Genomic DNA, 15,453 nt, shown 5'->3' with positions numbered 1-15,453 from the left:
ATTATCCGGGTGGCTGTGCGAGGCCGTGGCGGTAGGCGTAGCGGATGGCCTGGGCGCGGTTCCGCAGTCCCGCTTTGGCGAAGAGATTGTTGATGTGGCTCTTCACCGTCGCGGTGGAGACGTGCAGCGTGCGCGCGATTTCCGGGTTCGACTGCCCCTCGGCGACCAGCCGCAGCACCTCCACCTCCCGGGCGGTCAGTCCGGCCGGCGGCCCGTCGGGCGGCTGCGGCGCGTTCCCCACCGGTTCCGTGACGTGCTCCAGGAGCCTGCGCTGGATCTGCGGCGCGAGGCCGGCCTCTCCGGAGAGCACATCGGTGACGGCGCGGACGATCTCGTCACCGCCCGCATCCTTGGTCAGATAGCCGCGGGCGCCCGCCTGAAGGGCGGGGAAGAGCGAGTCGTCGTCGGCGTAGGTGGTGAGCACCACGACCTGGGTTCCGGGGTGTTCGGCGCGGATCCGGCGGGTGGCCTCGACACCGTCGCAGCGTGGCATGCGCAGATCCATCAGGACGACGTCGGGCGCGCATGCGGCGACCATACGGACCGCTTCCTCGCCGTCCTCGGCCGATCCGACGACCTCGATCCCCGGCAGCAGTCCCAGCAGCATCACGATCCCCTCGCGCACCACCGTCTGATCATCGGCGACCACGACCCGCGCCACCACACCTGCCGTCATGCGGGCACCCGCAACCGCACCACGAAACCCTCCTCATCGGGGCCGGACCCAAGCGTTCCGCCGAGGGATTCGGCGCGCTCCCGCATCCCGGGCAGACCGTACCCGGAACCGCTCCTGGTGAGCCCCGCCTCGACCACCCCGGGCGGCAGAACGCGCGCCTCACTCGCCACGTCCAACCGAGGCCCTCAGCGGCGGTCAGACGGCACAGGAAGTGCTCGACCGGGCCCAGCTCCCCCGCAAGGGGGAAAGTGCCTCACAGGCCCCCTCAAGCCCTTCAGAGGCCGTCCCACGCCACGCCGCCACCAGCTCCACAAGCTGGCCCGGTCCGCTCCAGGTCGGTACCGCGCCCCGTGCGCCGCCGCGCCTCTGGGATCGGAGCCGGGGCGGGGCTCAGCCGGAAAGGCAACGGGCGCCTCTCCACCTCTGGGTGGAAAGGCGCCCGTGGGAAGACGGGGCGCGGTCAGGTGTCGATGCGCGAACGGTCCAGGGTGGATGCGGAGTTGGTGATGAACTCCTTACGGGGGGCGACCTCATTGCCCATGAGGAGGTCGAACACCTTCTCCGCCGCTTCGAGGTCGCTGATGTTGATGCGGCGCAGGGTGCGGTGCCGCGGATCCATCGTGGTCTCCGCGAGCTGGTTGGCGTCCATCTCACCCAGGCCCTTGTAGCGCTGGATGCTGTCCTTGTAGCGGACCTTCTTGGCCTCGAGCTCGAGCAGCGTCTGGCGCAGTTCGTTGTCCGAGTAGGTGTAGATGTACTTGTCCTGGCCCTTTTTGGGGTTGGTCAGTTCGACCCGGTGCAGCGGCGGAACCGCGGAGTAGACCCGGCCCTGTTCGACCATCGGCCGCATGTAGCGCTGGAAGAGGGTCAGCAGCAGGGTGCGGATGTGAGCACCGTCGACATCCGCGTCGGCCAGGAAGATGACCTTGCCGTAGCGGGCCGCGTCGATGTCGAAGGTGCGGCCGGACCCGGCCCCTATGACCTGGATGATCGCGCCGCACTCGGCGTTCTTGAGCATGTCGGAGACCGACGACTTCTGGACGTTGAGGATCTTTCCGCGAATCGGCAGCAGGGCCTGGAATTCCGAATTCCGCGCCAGCTTCGCGGTGCCCAGCGCCGAGTCACCCTCGACGATGAAGAGTTCACTGCGGTCGACGTCGTCGCTGCGGCAGTCCGCGAGCTTGGCCGGCAGCGAGGAGGACTCCAGCGCGGTCTTCCGCCGCTGGGCCTCCTTGTGCTGACGCGCGGCGATGCGCGTACGGGCCGCGGCGACGACCTTCTCCAGGACGGCCCGCGCCTGCTGCTTGGCGTCCCGCTTCGTGGAGGTCAGGAACGCCTTGAGTTCCCGGCCCACCACCTGGGCGACGATCCGGGAGGCGGCGGAGGTGCCCAGCACCTCCTTGGTCTGACCCTCGAACTGCGGCTCCGCGAGCCGCACCGTCACCACCGCGGTGAGGCCCTCCATCGCGTCGTCCTTGACGACATCGTCCTCGGCGACGCGCAGCAGCTTGCTGGACCGCAGGACCTCGTTGACGACCTTGGTGATGGAGCGCTCGAAGCCGGACACATGGGTGCCGCCCTTGGGCGTGGCGATGATGTTGACGAACGACTTGACCGTGGAGTCGTAGCCGGTGCCCCAGCGCAGCGCGATGTCGACGCCCAGTTCGCGGGTGACCTCGGTCGGTGTCATATGGCCGCGGTCGTCGAGGACCGGCACGGTCTCCTTGAACGAGCCCTGGCCGGTCAGCCGCAGCACATCGCAGACGGCCTTGTCCTGCGCGAGGTACTCGCAGAACTCGCTGATGCCGCCGTCGTAGTGGAAGGTCTCCTCCGTCTTGCCCGCACCGTCGATGCCGCGCTCGTCACGGACGACGAGGGTCAGGCCCGGCACGAGGAAGGCCGTCTGGCGGGCCCGGGCGTGCAGCGTCTCCAGGGAGAGCTTGGCGTCCTTCAGGAAGATCTGGCGGTCGGCCCAGTAGCGCACCCGGGTGCCGGTCTTCGTCTTGGCGATCCGCTTGCCCTTGATCAGGCCGTTGCCCGGGTCGAACGGGGCGTCGGGGCCCGATTCGGTGAAGATGCCGGGGACGCCGCGGCGGAAGCTGATCGAGTGCGTCCTGCTGCTGCGGTCGACCTCGACGTCGAGCCGTGCGGAGAGGGCGTTGACGACCGAGGCACCGACGCCGTGCAGACCGCCGGAGGCCGCGTACGAGCCGCCGCCGAACTTTCCGCCGGCGTGCAGCTTGGTCATCACGACCTCGACGCCGCTGAGGCCGGTCTTGGGCTCGACATCGACGGGGATGCCGCGGCCGTTGTCGCGGACCTCCACCGACCCGTCGTCGTGGAGGATCACCTCGATGTGGTCGCAGTAGCCGCCCAGCGCCTCATCGACGGAGTTGTCAATGATCTCCCACAGGCAGTGCATCAGGCCGCGACTGTCCGTCGAGCCGATGTACATGCCCGGGCGCTTGCGGACGGCCTCAAGACCCTCGAGGACGAGCAGATGCCGCGCGGTGTAATTGGATCCGTCCCGGTCTGCCCCGGTCAGCACTGCGGTGGACGGCACGGACATCTCGGCGGTCACGCGGTTCGCTCCTCGCTGAATTTCTGGCAGCCCGCATTCCGCGGACTCGGTTGTGGCGGTGTCGCCGGTCAGAGCGTACCGAGGCCTGGTAGAGCCGATGTGACGCCACCCGTACGCATGCTCATGGTAGTAGAATTTCGCTCGTACGTTCGATCGCTCGTTGGGGTGACGTCCGAGTGACGTGCACATCACGTTCCCTTCGAGGCATGAACCATTTAGGCTCCGGGCACGTCCTCATCAACAACCGGCAAGCCAGCCGGGGGGACCGACCAGCAACCAACGTGAAACAGACCACCACGCAATACGGCTCATTCGCCGCCACCCGGCAGCACCCGGCCCCCTCGGAGAATTTTTTTCGAGGAAAAGGCACGAGCGGGAACGTTTTCGGCCTGGTTGGATGTTGACCCTGGTACGACAGCTCGTCGAGCTAGAGAAGAGGCGACGTGACTACTGTTCTGACACCCGCGAGCCCGCTGACGGCCGCTGACCGCTGCGACCGCTGCGGCGCCCAGGCATACCTGCGCGTCGTCCTGATGTCCGGCGGAGAACTGCTCTTCTGCGCCCACCACGGTCGCAAGTTCGAGCCAGAACTCAAGAAGATCGCCGCGGAAATACAGGACGAGACGGAGCGGCTGACCGCTTCTCCGGCGTCCGCGTCCGACGAGGAACGCTGACACTTCGCATCCACGACGAGCGAGCAGCGGCTCAGGCCGTGCAGCGGGCGGTCCCCCGACACCAGCGGGGAGACCGCCCGCACTCGTACGCTCCCACTCCCGCCGGCTCCCCTTTGGTCAGCCGGCCCCGTGTGCCGACACCGCCGGCAGCAGCGCGGAGGCTCGCGTATACACGCCGGGGCGGCCCGCCTGGCCGCAGCCGGTCCCCCAGGACACCAGCCCCACGAGACGTCCGCGGACGACCAGCGGTCCGCCGCTGTCCCCCTGACAGGCGTCCCGGCCGCCCTCCGGCTCACCCGCGCACAGCATCGACCGGGAGCGGTACTTGCCGTCCGCACTGCCCGGATAGGCCCGCGCACAGACGGCATCACGCAGCACATTGACCCGCGCCGACCGCAGTCGTGACGCATAGCTGCCCTCACCGGTGGTGTCCCCCCAGCCATAGACCGTGGCCCGGCTGCCCGGCCGATAGGCGGGATCATCGCGTCTGGCTATCGGAATGGGCTGGTTCAGGACGGGCTTGTCGAGCGTGAGAACGGCCATGTCGCCCTCGTTCGTCCAGGTGTCATAGCGGGGGTTGACCCAGATCTTGGCGGGCTTGAGCTCCTGGCCACCGCCGCCGGTGAGGTTGTCCCGTCCGATCACGACCCGCAGATCCCGCACCTGCCGCCACGGGACGCCGAGCACCTCCTTGCTCAGACAGTGCGCGGCCGTCACGACCGTGGAGTGCCCGACGAGGACACCGCCGCAGAACTGTCCGGACCGCTGGGCCCCGAAGCGGTCGTGGGACGCCAGTGCCACCGCCCAGGGGCTCTGGGAAAGCTGGGCGGGCTTTCCGCCGATCACCGAGCCGTCCGCGGCCGCCGGCGCCGGCAGGGCGAGGACCAGCGCGAGGGCTCCGAAAGCAGCGCGTGCGGTCGGACGCATACGGACTCCTGACTCTGGGACAGCGTTCGCCCACCCAGAGTGACCCCAATCGGCCCCGCCGCGCACTCGGACGCGCTACGAGCCCGGCCCCTCCACACTGGAGGTGCCGGGCTCGTGGCGATATTCAGGCCGGTTGGACTAGTCGAGGTAGTCGCGCAGCACCTGGGAACGGGACGGGTGACGCAGCTTCGACATCGTCTTCGACTCGATCTGACGAATCCGCTCACGCGTGACGCCGTAGACCTTGCCGATCTCGTCCAGGGTCTTGGGCTGGCCGTCCGTGAGGCCGAAGCGCATGGACACCACGCCGGCCTCGCGCTCGGAGAGGGTGTCCAGCACCGAGTGCAGCTGCTCCTGAAGCAGGGTGAAGCTGACCGCGTCGGCCGGGACGACGGCCTCGGAGTCCTCGATGAGGTCACCGAACTCGCTGTCGCCGTCCTCGCCGAGCGGGGTGTGCAGCGAGATCGGCTCGCGGCCGTACTTCTGGACCTCGATGACCTTTTCGGGGGTCATGTCGAGTTCCTTGGCCAGCTCCTCCGGGGTGGGCTCGCGGCCCAGGTCCTGGAGCATCTGGCGCTGGACGCGGGCCAGCTTGTTGATGACCTCGACCATGTGGACGGGGATACGGATCGTACGGGCCTGGTCGGCCATGGCGCGGGTGATGGCCTGACGGATCCACCACGTCGCGTAGGTCGAGAACTTGTAGCCCTTGGTGTAGTCGAACTTCTCGACCGCACGGATCAGACCGAGGTTGCCCTCCTGGATCAGGTCCAGGAAGAGCATGCCGCGGCCGGTGTACCGCTTGGCCAGCGAGACGACCAGACGGAGGTTGGCCTCCAGGAGGTGGTTCTTGGCCCGGCGGCCGTCCTCGGCGATGATCTCCAGCTCACGCTTGAGCTTCGGTGCGAGCTTGTCGGAGTTCGCCAGCTTGTCCTCGGCGAACAGGCCCGCCTCGATGCGCTTGGCGAGCTCGACCTCCTGCTCGGCGTTGAGGAGCGGGACCTTACCGATCTGCTTGAGGTAGTCCTTGACCGGGTCGGCGGTGGCGCCGGCCGCGGCGACCTGCTGCGCGGGGGCGTCGTCCTCGTCGTCGTCGGACAGGACGAAACCGGCGCTCTCCGCGCCCTCGGCGGCCTCAGGAGCGTCCTTGCCGGGCGCCGCGGTCTCCTCGGTCACCTCGTCGTCGAGGAGCTCGTCGACGTCCTTCTTGGCCGCGGTCTTCTTCGCGGTGGCCTTCTTGGCCGTGGTCTTCTTCGCGACCGTCTTCTTGGCGGTCGTCTTCTTCGCCGCTGCCTTCTTCACGGGCGCGGACTCGGACTCACCGGCCGACGCGTCCGCCACAGGGGCGGGCGCCGCGGCGGCGGTGGTCTTCTTGACCGTGGCGGTCTTCGCCGCGACGGTCTTGGTGGCGGTGCGCTTCGCCGGACTCTTCGCTGCGACGCTCTTGCGGGTGCGCTTGGGCGCCTCTGCGGCACTGACCATCAGCGTCACACCCTCCTCGTCGAGGATCTGGTTGAGGCTGCGCAGAACGTTCTTCCACTGGGTTGGCGGAATCTGGTCAGCCTCGAAGGCCCGACGCACGTCATCGCCGGCGATCTGCCCATCTGCCTTTCCCCGCTCGATGAGCGCCATCACAGACTCGGACTCGGCGATCTCCGGCGGGAGCGTACGGGATGTGCTGGCCGACACGAACAACCTCTCGGAACGATGGAAACGGCTTCCGACCCCGTCCAGTGTGGATCGGAGCCGACGACCGCCGGTGGGGATGGACCGACGGCGCAGGGGCAACCGGGGAGTTGAACAGCGTCACGAACGCCGTCCTTATTCCCTCCTCGGCTATCACCTCTTAAGTCATCGCGCTTCCCTGAAGAGCGTTACGCCCAATCTGCGTGGCCCGAGTCACACCTCATAACGACCTATTCCCGGTCATATGACATGCAACCCTCCCAAGGTCTGCCGCCGGATCCGGTCGACGCCCCGGATCCGGCGATCTCGTGCGCCTTCGCCGCGTACGGCGTGCCCCGTCCGAGGGGTGCACGGGGCACGGGGGCCGCGCGGCGCCTACGTTCCGTACGCGGTCGAGTACGGGCCTTCAGTGCTCGCGGGGCGCGGGGACGACGTGGTCCACGGGCGTCCCGGAGCCCTGGCCGAGGACCTCACCATGGGCGGCGAGGAGCTGACGCATGGCGGATTCGGCCGCCGAGGCATCGCCGGCGCCGATGGCGTCGACCACTCTCATGTGCTGGCCCACGGACGTCTCCACCGGCCGCTCACAGCCGCCGCTGGAGCCGCCGGAGACATGCAGTGCGGAGGAGACGATGCCCGAGAGGTGCTCGAGCATGCGGTTGCCGGCGAGCTGGAGCAGCAGCGAGTGGAACTCTGCGTCAGCCCGGGAGAAGGTCATGGTGTCGCCCTGGGCCGCGGAGTGGCCCATGATCTCGACCATGTCGGCGAGCCGCTGCTGGATGTCCTCGCGGCCGTGCCCTGCCGCGAGCCGGGCGGCCAGCGGCTCGATCGTCCAGCGCAGCTCACACAGCTCCCGGCGCTGGTCGTCGCGCTGTGGCCCGTAGGCCCGCCATTCGATGATGTCGGGGTCGAGGAGGTTCCAGTCGCTGACCGGGCGCACCCGGGTGCCCACGTTGGGGCGCGCGCTGACGAGGCCCTTTGCCTCCAGGACGCGCAGCGACTCACGGACGACGGTGCGGGAGACCTCGAAACGCTGGCCGATCTCCTCGGGGACGAGCGGGCGGTCGGCGCCGAGATCGCCGGAGACGATCATCTGGCCGAGCTGCTGGACGAGTTGGCCGTGCAGTCCTCGGCCGCGACTGCCGGCCGCCCGTCGGCCGACCCGGCCGATATCTGCTTCGGAGCCGTCCCAGACCTGCGGAGCGCGCTCGGCACGCTCCGGCCCGGCTGCGTTGTTCGCGTTCGCAGCGTTGGTGGCGTTGGCGTAGGGGTAGCGGTCAAGCTCGCCCGGGCCTGCGAGGCCGGTGTCGCCGGGGCGAGCCGCGGTCATCATGGTGTGCGCAAGGGTACTCACGCATCCTTTGTCGGCGACACCCTGAACACCCTTGAGGTCTTTGGTGAAAAGCACACGAAAGGGTGATCGCCCCCCATCTCTGAATTGACGCTTTATCGGAAAGAAATGGGCTCTCCGCGGCGAGATATGAACAGCCGCCGTAACAACGCAGCGCCAAAACAAGGGTCTTACTCGGTCAGAACGCGAAGCCGTCCGGCACCACGGTCACATTCCCGCAGCTCAGAGCCGGTCGGAGCCAACGTCCGGACGTGTCTTGAGAATTGGCTCGTGCGCCGTCGCACGACCGAAATGCCCCGGTCGATTCCGGAGGGCCACTTGACGCCTGTCCAATGATCGCTCTTCCGGAAGGCGGTGGATTCGAGGGCAGCGGGCGCCTTGGCCAATCCATGGCGAGGGACCGGAGCGCGGCGAAGCCACGGCTACGGCCGGGGCGCGGCGATCACCGATATGGGAAAGGCAGTTGAGGGCGCCGGAACCAGGTGCGCGGAGGCTGCGCCCCGGCCTCAGACCTCCGGGCGGAGCATCGGCGGGTTGAGCAGCGTCGCGCCGCCGGCCCGGAACAGCTGGGCGGGGCGGCCGCCCTGGCGGGTCGTGGTGCCGCCCGTCGGGACCAGGAATCCGGGGGTGCCGGTCACCTTGCGGTGGAAGTTACGGGGGTCCAGCGCCACGCCCCAGACCGCCTCGTAGACCCGGCGCAGCTCGCCCACGGTGAATTCGGGTGGGCAGAAGGCCGTGGCGAGCGAGGAGTACTCGATCTTCGAACGGGCGCGCTCGACACCGTCGGCGAGGATCTGCGCGTGGTCGAAGGCGAGCGGGGCTCCCTGCTCGCCCTCACGGGCATGGGTGTCGTCCTGCTCCAGCAGGGTCTCCACCGGTGCCCAGCGCGCGCTGTGGGCATCGCCGCCGGGCGTCGGGGCGGGCAGGTCGGGGGCGAGCACCAGGTGCGCGACGCTGACCACCCGCATCCGCGGGTCGCGCTTGGGGTCGCCGTACGTGGCGAGCTGTTCGAGGTGCGCGCCGTATGCCGGCGACGGGCCCTCCGGGGACTGGGCGTGCAGTCCGGTCTCCTCGGCAAGCTCCCGGGCAGCCGCGGCCTCAAGGTCCTCGTCGGCCCGGACGAATCCGCCGGGCAGGGCCCAGCGGCCCTGGAACGGCGGCTCACCCCGGCGCACGGCCAGCGCGCACAGCGCATGGCGGCGCACGGTGAGCACGACCAGGTCGACGGTGACAGCGAAGGGCGGGAAAGCCGACGGGTCGTAGGGAGGCATGGCGTGATCATAGTCGTCCGCCTGACGATAAACAGGACCGCGCGGCACCTCATGAGCCCAGTTGGAGACCTTCCGCCGCCGCCTCCACCATCCCCATCCCGAGCCGGCTGATCCGCAGGGCGAACGGCTGCTCCGCGACGCTCAGGCCGGTGAGCTGTATCGCGCCGAGCGGGGCGGCGGCGACCGGCCGCAGCGACACCATCCTGGCGGGGACGTCGGGCCGCAGGCCGGCGAGCGCGACGAGGAGGTGGACCGCACCGCCCGCCGCAACGGCCGCCGGGCGGCAGGCCGCCGGGTGCGGAATCGGGGCGTCGTCGGCGGTGCGCTGCTCCCCCGCGTACATCTCGGGGAGGCGGTATCCGAAGCTCTCGGCGGCGTCGAGGATGCCCTTGGTCAGGGCGCCGGCTGCCCGCTCATGGCCGGCCGCCGCCAGTCCCGCCGCGGCGATCACCGTCTCGTGGACACGGACCGCGCCACTGCGGTGGCCGAAGGGGTTGTAGCCGCTCTCCCTGGCGCCCAGCCCTCGCAGCCCCCATCCGGAGTCCATCGCGGGGCTGCCCAGCAGTCCTGCCAGCTGGTCGGTCTGTGCGGCATCCAGCAGGCCGGGAGCGAGGGCGCCGCCGCCGAGCAGACCGGTGTCGAGCAGATGCGCCGCGGTGGAGCCGAGGTGCGGGACGGGCCTTCCGTCGGCGGTGAGCAGAGCGGCGGGCCTTCCGCCGGCGCGGTCCTCGATCCAGAAGTCCGTACGGAACCGGGCGCGCAGCTCCGCGGCCCACTCGCGCAGCGCCACCGCATCGGACGAGCCGAACGCCTCGAGGAGGTCGGCGCCGAGGAGGGCGGCGCGATGGGCATGGGCCTGGGTCTCGCAGCGGTACGGTCCCCCGGGCGCGGGGTCGGGCACATAGCCGCCACGGCCGCCGCCCCGTGCCTCGGTGGCGATCCGCAGCCATCTCAGGCAGCGCTCCGCGGCGGGCAGCAGCCGCTCGGTGTCGTGCTCGGGCAGTCCCCAGCGGCGCGCCTCCGCGAGCACGGCCGGGAACAGCAGGGTCGCCTCGATGCCTGTGCAGCTCGGTGGGGCGTGCGGTCCGGCGTCCCGGAGAGCGCCGGCGATACGGCCGAAATCCACCCCGGGGGCGGCCTGTTGGCCACGGGCGAGCGCACGCAGCGTGCCCGCGGCGAGCCGGGTGCCCAGCGGCAGCAGCATCCGGGCTGCCCACAGCGCCTCGGCCGGAGCGAGGCCGCACCGCCAGGGGAATCCACCCGCGACATACACGTCCGCGGGCGCGGCCGGGTCACGCATGGCCAGGCCGTGGAGGTCGTCGAGGCTCGTCGCCATGAGGGCGTCGGCCCGGGGGTCGTCACACTCCAGCCGGGCGGCCGCCCAGGGGCGCGGTGGCCGGTCGGGCCGGGGCCGCGGCCCGAGCCCTCCGTTGCGCGGGCCGGGGATAAGGGCCGTGCCGGAACGCCGGGGGCCGGCCGGAGGGCCGCCGCCCGGTCCACCGGAGGGCCGTTCCAGTCCGGCGCGCAGTTCGATCGTGCGACGCCCGCCCGGCGGCAGCTCCAACTCCCAGCGCAGCAGCCCGGCCGAGGCCAGGACGTCCTCGGGGGTGGGCGTTGCGGTGACCACCGCATGCACCCCGGGCCCGGACCAGCGCAGCCCGGAGCCGCGCACCGCGGCGCTCAGTTCGGGACCGGGAAGGCCTATGGCGACGGCCCCGAGTTCGGCGAGATCCGTGCCCAGCCGGATCTCGACCGGCAGCCGAACCGGCCGTGCCGCGCTGCTGCGGAAGGTGATCCGCTCGGTGCCGTCGGCGAATCGCAGCTGCTCCACGCTGATCTCCGGATCGGGACCGCGCTCCCCGGCCCGGCGGACCGTCCCGATGAACCGGGCGCGGTCCGCACCTGCCAACCGCCCCTGGACGACGAGGGGTTCACTGCCCGCGACCCGTAGTTCGCAGCGGGAGAGCACCCTTCGGCCGTCACGGTAGAAGCCGTCCACGCCGTGGCCGGTCAGCTGTCCCGAAGGAGGGGACACCGCCAGGGCCGGCAGGGCCACACAGACCAGGGAGGAGTGAAGAGGCTGCGGCTGTGGGGCCCGGGGCGGCGCCGGGCGGCGCTCCTCGGCCGGCCGCCGGGCCGGTTGGGTGGTGGGGACGATGCCTGGCACGCTCTGCGCTCCCTGCGGGGGTCGGGGCTCCGTTCGGCCTACGCCATACAGGTGAACGGCCGGGCCGGCGCCCAGGTCACGCCGGCCGTGCAGGGTCAGTGCGCTCACCGCCTGCTCCGGTCGTCGTCGCGGCCGGCCCGGCGCCTGCCGCGGCCGTCGGTCGTACGGGCGCCGGGACCGGTGCCGCCGCGCGGACCACGGGGGCGGGCGACGGGCCCTGGGCGGGCCGGTCCCGGGCGCTTGGCGGACCGCGGCGCCTCCTTGGCGGTGAGGGCGGGCCTTTCATCAGGCGTGGGCGCGCCGGCGGGCGGGGTCCCGGTGTCGGCGCTCACCGCCTCCCGGTGCTGCTCGCGCAGGCAGCGGCGCAGCGGTTCCGGATCGAGGCCCTCGTTGATGGCGCGGTGCAGCAGCTGGGCGAAGGTGTAGTCCGGGTCGATGCCCAGGGCGAGGCTGAGGGCGACCCGCGCCGACGGTCCGTCATTGGTGGACCAGCAGACCCAACCGGCGAGGGTGAGGGGGGCCACCGCGTGTTCCGCATAGCTGCCGGCGCAGCGGCGGGCGAGCGCGCGCCAGAGCCGGAGGGCCGGAGCGGCAGCGGAACCGTCCATCCACTCTGCCGCGCGGTCGCGCGTGATCCGGTCCTGGAGGCCGAGGATGAGATCGGCGGCCTCCGCGTCGGTGATCAGCGCGTCGTCACAGGCGTCCCGGGCCCGGTTGCTGCCCGAGGGGGTGTCCTGACGGAACCGGTGGATCATGGCACCGGCCAGGTCGAGGGTGGCCCGGCGGACCGCCACGGCACCGTCCTGCCGGAGCATCCTGGGGACCAGCGCGCCGGCGGCCGCGTCCAGCGCCTTCTCCTGCTCGACGGCGCGCGGCCCGGTGCGGGGCTTGAGCCGGGCCTCCATCTCCTTGAGCGAGCCGCGCACGTGCATCCCCGCGTACGCGGCGGCCGCGGCCATCACGGACGTGCCCGGCATGACCATGGGTGTGCCGTCGGCGGGGCAGCAGCGGAAGTCGGGGCAGCAGTAGGACCAGAAGCGGCCGTTGGAGATGCACAGCGCTTCGAGGACCGGTACGTCGAGCGCGCCGCAGGCGGTCCGCAGGCGCTGGGCGAGCGGACGGAGCCGGTCCTTGACGTCCGCGCCGCTCTCGCCCGACGCGGGCTCCTGGCAGAGGTAGACGATGATCGCCGCGGGCTGGGCGGCACCTTCCTGACCTGCGGAGATCAGACACTCGGCAAGCTGATCGGCGACGTCCGGCCACAGCGCGGTGTCGGCCGGGATACCGAGCCGGACCCGGCCGCCGAAACGCCCGCGCTCGCCGTGGAGCGCCACCATCACGATCGAGTCATCGGGATAGAAGCCCATGAGATACGGGAGGGCATCGGCAAGTTCCGCGGGCCCGCGGAGGGTGACCTGGGCCTCGGCGGCTGGGGCGGTGGTGTCCGCAGCGGTGAAGGAGTGGGAGGGGCTGGAGGGATGGGAGGGAAGAGTGGTTTTCGCGGGTTCGGAGGGGTCGGGGGCGTCGGCGTTGTCGATGGCGTCGATGTGGTTGGGAGGGTTGGTGTGGTTGAGGGGGTCGGTGCGGTGAATGCGGTCGGTCGTGGAGGCGGACGGGGTGGCCTGGGGCTGCGTGGAGTCGGTGGTGGAGTCGGTGGAGTCTGCGGACGTGGGGGAGTCCGTAGGCGTTGCGGGGTCTGAGGGATTCTTCGCGGGCGGGACGGCCGGGCCGGTCGAAGGGGATGCCGATGAGTCTGCGGAGTTGATGTCGGTGCGGTGCTTGCGAGGTTCGCTGTGCGGATTCATGGCTCGAAGATCCCGCGGCCGGCCGCCGCTCCGCGACCCCTGTGGATAACTCGCGGGTGACGTGGTTATCCACAGCTTCGGGCGGGAGTTCGCGCGTTGTCAGTGGCATCGGGTTGCATGGGGGCATGAGCAACGAAGATCTGCGTGCCGCAGCCGACGCCGTCCTGTCCCGCCTCGTCGGGGATCCCGGCGGCGAGACCCGGCTGCGCGAGGATCAGTGGCGGGCGATCGAGGCGCTGGTCGCCGATCATCGCCGTGCGCTGGTCGTGCAGCGCACGGGCTGGGGCAAGTCCGCGGTCTATTTCGTCGCGACGGCGCTGCTGCGCGAGCGCGGCAGCGGACCGACCGTGATCGTCTCTCCGCTGCTCGCACTGATGCGCAACCAGGTCGAGGCGGCCGCGCGGGCCGGGATCCGCGCGCGCACGATCAACTCCGCCAACACCGAGGAGTGGGACACCGTCCAGGCCGAGGTGGCGGCCGGCGAGGTGGACGTCCTGCTGGTGAGCCCCGAGCGGCTCAACAACCCCGATTTCCGCGATCAGGTGCTGCCCAAGCTCGCGGCGGCGACCGGCTTGCTGGTGGTCGACGAGGCGCACTGCATCTCCGACTGGGGCCATGACTTCCGGCCGGACTACCGGCGGCTGCGGACGATGCTCGCCGATCTCCCGCCGGGCGTGCCCGTGCTCGCCACGACCGCCACGGCCAATGCCCGGGTGACCGCCGATGTCGCCGAGCAGCTGGGGACGGGTGAGGGCGCTGCCGAGACCCTGGTGCTGCGCGGGCCGCTCGACCGGGAGAGCCTGAGCCTCGGTGTACTGCCGCTGCCGGACGCCGCGCACCGGCTCGCCTGGCTTGCGGACCATCTGCACGAGCTGCCGGGCTCGGGGATCATCTACACGCTCACCGTCGCCGCGGCCGAGGAGGTCACCGCCTTCCTGCGCCACCGGGGCCACACGGTGGCCTCGTACACGGGCAAGACGGAGAACGCCGACCGGCAGCAGGCCGAGGAGGATCTGCTCGCCAACCGGGTCAAGGCGCTGGTGGCGACCTCCGCACTGGGCATGGGATTCGACAAGCCCGACCTGGGGTTCGTGGTGCACCTGGGTTCGCCGTCGTCCCCCATCGCGTACTACCAGCAGGTGGGCCGGGCCGGCCGTGGGGTGAAGCACGCCGAGGTACTGCTGCTGCCCGGCCGTGAGGACGAGGCGATCTGGAAGTACTTCGCCTCGCTGGCGTTCCCTCCGGAGGCACAGGTGCGGGAGACCCTGGACGTCCTGGCGGCCGCCGGAAGGCCGGTGTCGCTGCCGGCCCTGGAACCGCAGGTCGAACTGCGCCGTTCCCGCCTGGAGATCATGCTCAAGGTGCTCGATGTGGACGGCGCGGTGCAGCGCGTCAAGGGTGGCTGGATCGCAACGGGCCGGCCGTGGGCGTACGACACCGAGCGTTATGCCTGGGTGACGCGTCAGCGCGAGGCCGAACAACAGGCGATGCGGGAGTACGCCACGACGACGGGCTGCCGGATGGAGTTTCTGCGCCGGCAGCTGGACGACGAGGAGGCGGTGGCGTGCGGCCGTTGCGACAACTGCGCCGGGGCGCGGTTCAGCACCGAGGTCTCCGCCGCCTCGCTGGATGCGGCGCGCGGTGAGCTGGGGCGCCCGGGGGTGGAGGTGGAGCCGCGGCGGATGTGGCCGACGGGGCTGCCGGCGGTCGGTGTCGACCTCAAGGGGCGCATCCCGGCGGGCGAGCTGGCATCGACCGGCCGGGCGCTGGGACGGCTCTCCGACATCGGGTGGGGCAATCGGCTGCGGCCGATGCTCGCGCCGCAGGCACCGGACGGCCCGATTCCCGACGATGTGGCGTCCGCGGTCGTCACGGTGCTCGCCGACTGGGCCAAGGGGCCCGGGGGTTGGGCATCAGGTGCGCCGGACGCACCGGCCCGCCCGGTAGGCGTGGTCTGTCTCTCCTCACGCAGCCGCCCGCAGCTGATCCGGTCGCTCGCCGAGCGGATCGCCGCGGTCGGCCGGATGCCGTTCCTGGGCACGGTGACCTCCGTGGACGACGGTGCCGAGGGCCGGATTCCGCGCAGCAACAGCGCCCAGCGGCTGCGGCACCTGCACAGTTCGCTCGGTGTCCCGCCGGAGCTGGCGCAGGCCCTGGCGTCGGCGGGTGGCCCGGTGCTGCTGGTGGACGACTACGCCGACACCGGCTGGACGCTGGCAGTGACCGCCCGGCTGCTGCGCAAAGCAGGTGCAGAGGGGGTGTTTCCGCTGGTCCTCGCCGTACAGGCCTAGCGGCACCATGGCGCGCTCCCGGCG

The 15,453-nt window shown here is 71.0% G+C and carries 10 protein-coding genes; 2 read left to right on the top strand and 8 right to left on the bottom strand.

Annotation, left to right across the window (positions count from 1 at the left end):
* Position 1 precedes the first annotated feature (1 nt).
* Together ACZ55A_RS32050 and ACZ55A_RS32045 are read right to left on the bottom strand one after the other, a co-directional pair.
* Complete coding sequence (locus ACZ55A_RS32050; RefSeq protein ID WP_468847541.1) at positions 2-676, bottom strand: response regulator transcription factor; 675 nt, start codon at positions 674-676, stop codon at positions 2-4.
* Positions 677-1,136: 460 nt separating this feature from the next.
* Complete coding sequence (locus ACZ55A_RS32045; RefSeq protein ID WP_468847538.1) at positions 1,137-3,257, bottom strand: DNA gyrase/topoisomerase IV subunit B; 2,121 nt, start codon at positions 3,255-3,257, stop codon at positions 1,137-1,139.
* Between the two features lie 443 nt (positions 3,258-3,700).
* Between ACZ55A_RS32045 and ACZ55A_RS32040 the strand changes: the two genes are divergently transcribed.
* The gene (locus ACZ55A_RS32040) at positions 3,701-3,931 is read left to right on the top strand and encodes a DUF7455 domain-containing protein (RefSeq protein WP_003981845.1); all 231 of its coding nucleotides are present in this window, start codon (positions 3,701-3,703) and stop codon (positions 3,929-3,931) included.
* 117 nt (positions 3,932-4,048) lie between these two features.
* Here ACZ55A_RS32040 and ACZ55A_RS32035 read toward each other — a convergent pair whose 3' ends face one another.
* The 6 genes from ACZ55A_RS32035 to ACZ55A_RS32010 form a co-directional block, all read right to left on the bottom strand.
* Entirely contained in the window at positions 4,049-4,858 is an 810-nt protein-coding gene (locus ACZ55A_RS32035) for a serine protease (RefSeq protein WP_468847534.1), read from the bottom strand.
* Between the two features lie 138 nt (positions 4,859-4,996).
* Positions 4,997-6,553 (bottom strand): RNA polymerase sigma factor, encoded by a 1,557-nt coding sequence (locus ACZ55A_RS32030; protein ID WP_468847531.1) that lies wholly within the window; start codon positions 6,551-6,553, stop codon positions 4,997-4,999.
* Between the two features lie 397 nt (positions 6,554-6,950).
* A complete protein-coding gene (locus ACZ55A_RS32025; RefSeq protein WP_468847528.1) occupies positions 6,951-7,952 on the bottom strand; it encodes a FadR/GntR family transcriptional regulator in 1,002 nt (333 codons plus the stop codon).
* Between the two features lie 449 nt (positions 7,953-8,401).
* Complete coding sequence (locus ACZ55A_RS32020; RefSeq protein WP_468847526.1) at positions 8,402-9,166, bottom strand: NUDIX hydrolase; 765 nt, start codon at positions 9,164-9,166, stop codon at positions 8,402-8,404.
* A 49-nt stretch (positions 9,167-9,215) separates the two neighbouring features.
* Positions 9,216-11,222 (bottom strand): glycogen debranching N-terminal domain-containing protein, encoded by a 2,007-nt coding sequence (locus ACZ55A_RS32015; RefSeq protein WP_468847621.1) that lies wholly within the window; start codon positions 11,220-11,222, stop codon positions 9,216-9,218.
* A 215-nt stretch (positions 11,223-11,437) separates the two neighbouring features.
* Positions 11,438-12,871, bottom strand: a complete 1,434-nt coding sequence (locus ACZ55A_RS32010; RefSeq protein WP_468847619.1) for a DUF4192 domain-containing protein — start codon at positions 12,869-12,871, stop codon at positions 11,438-11,440.
* A 392-nt stretch (positions 12,872-13,263) separates the two neighbouring features.
* Between ACZ55A_RS32010 and ACZ55A_RS32005 the strand changes: the two genes are divergently transcribed.
* Entirely contained in the window at positions 13,264-15,429 is a 2,166-nt protein-coding gene (locus tag ACZ55A_RS32005) for a RecQ family ATP-dependent DNA helicase (RefSeq protein ID WP_468847523.1), read from the top strand.
* Positions 15,430-15,453: the final 24 nt, after the last annotated feature.

The organism is Streptomyces sp. NPDC034111 (genome assembly GCF_055575375.1).
The sequence above is the reverse complement of the archived record's forward strand: the minus strand, read 5'-3'. Positions and strand labels throughout refer to the sequence as shown.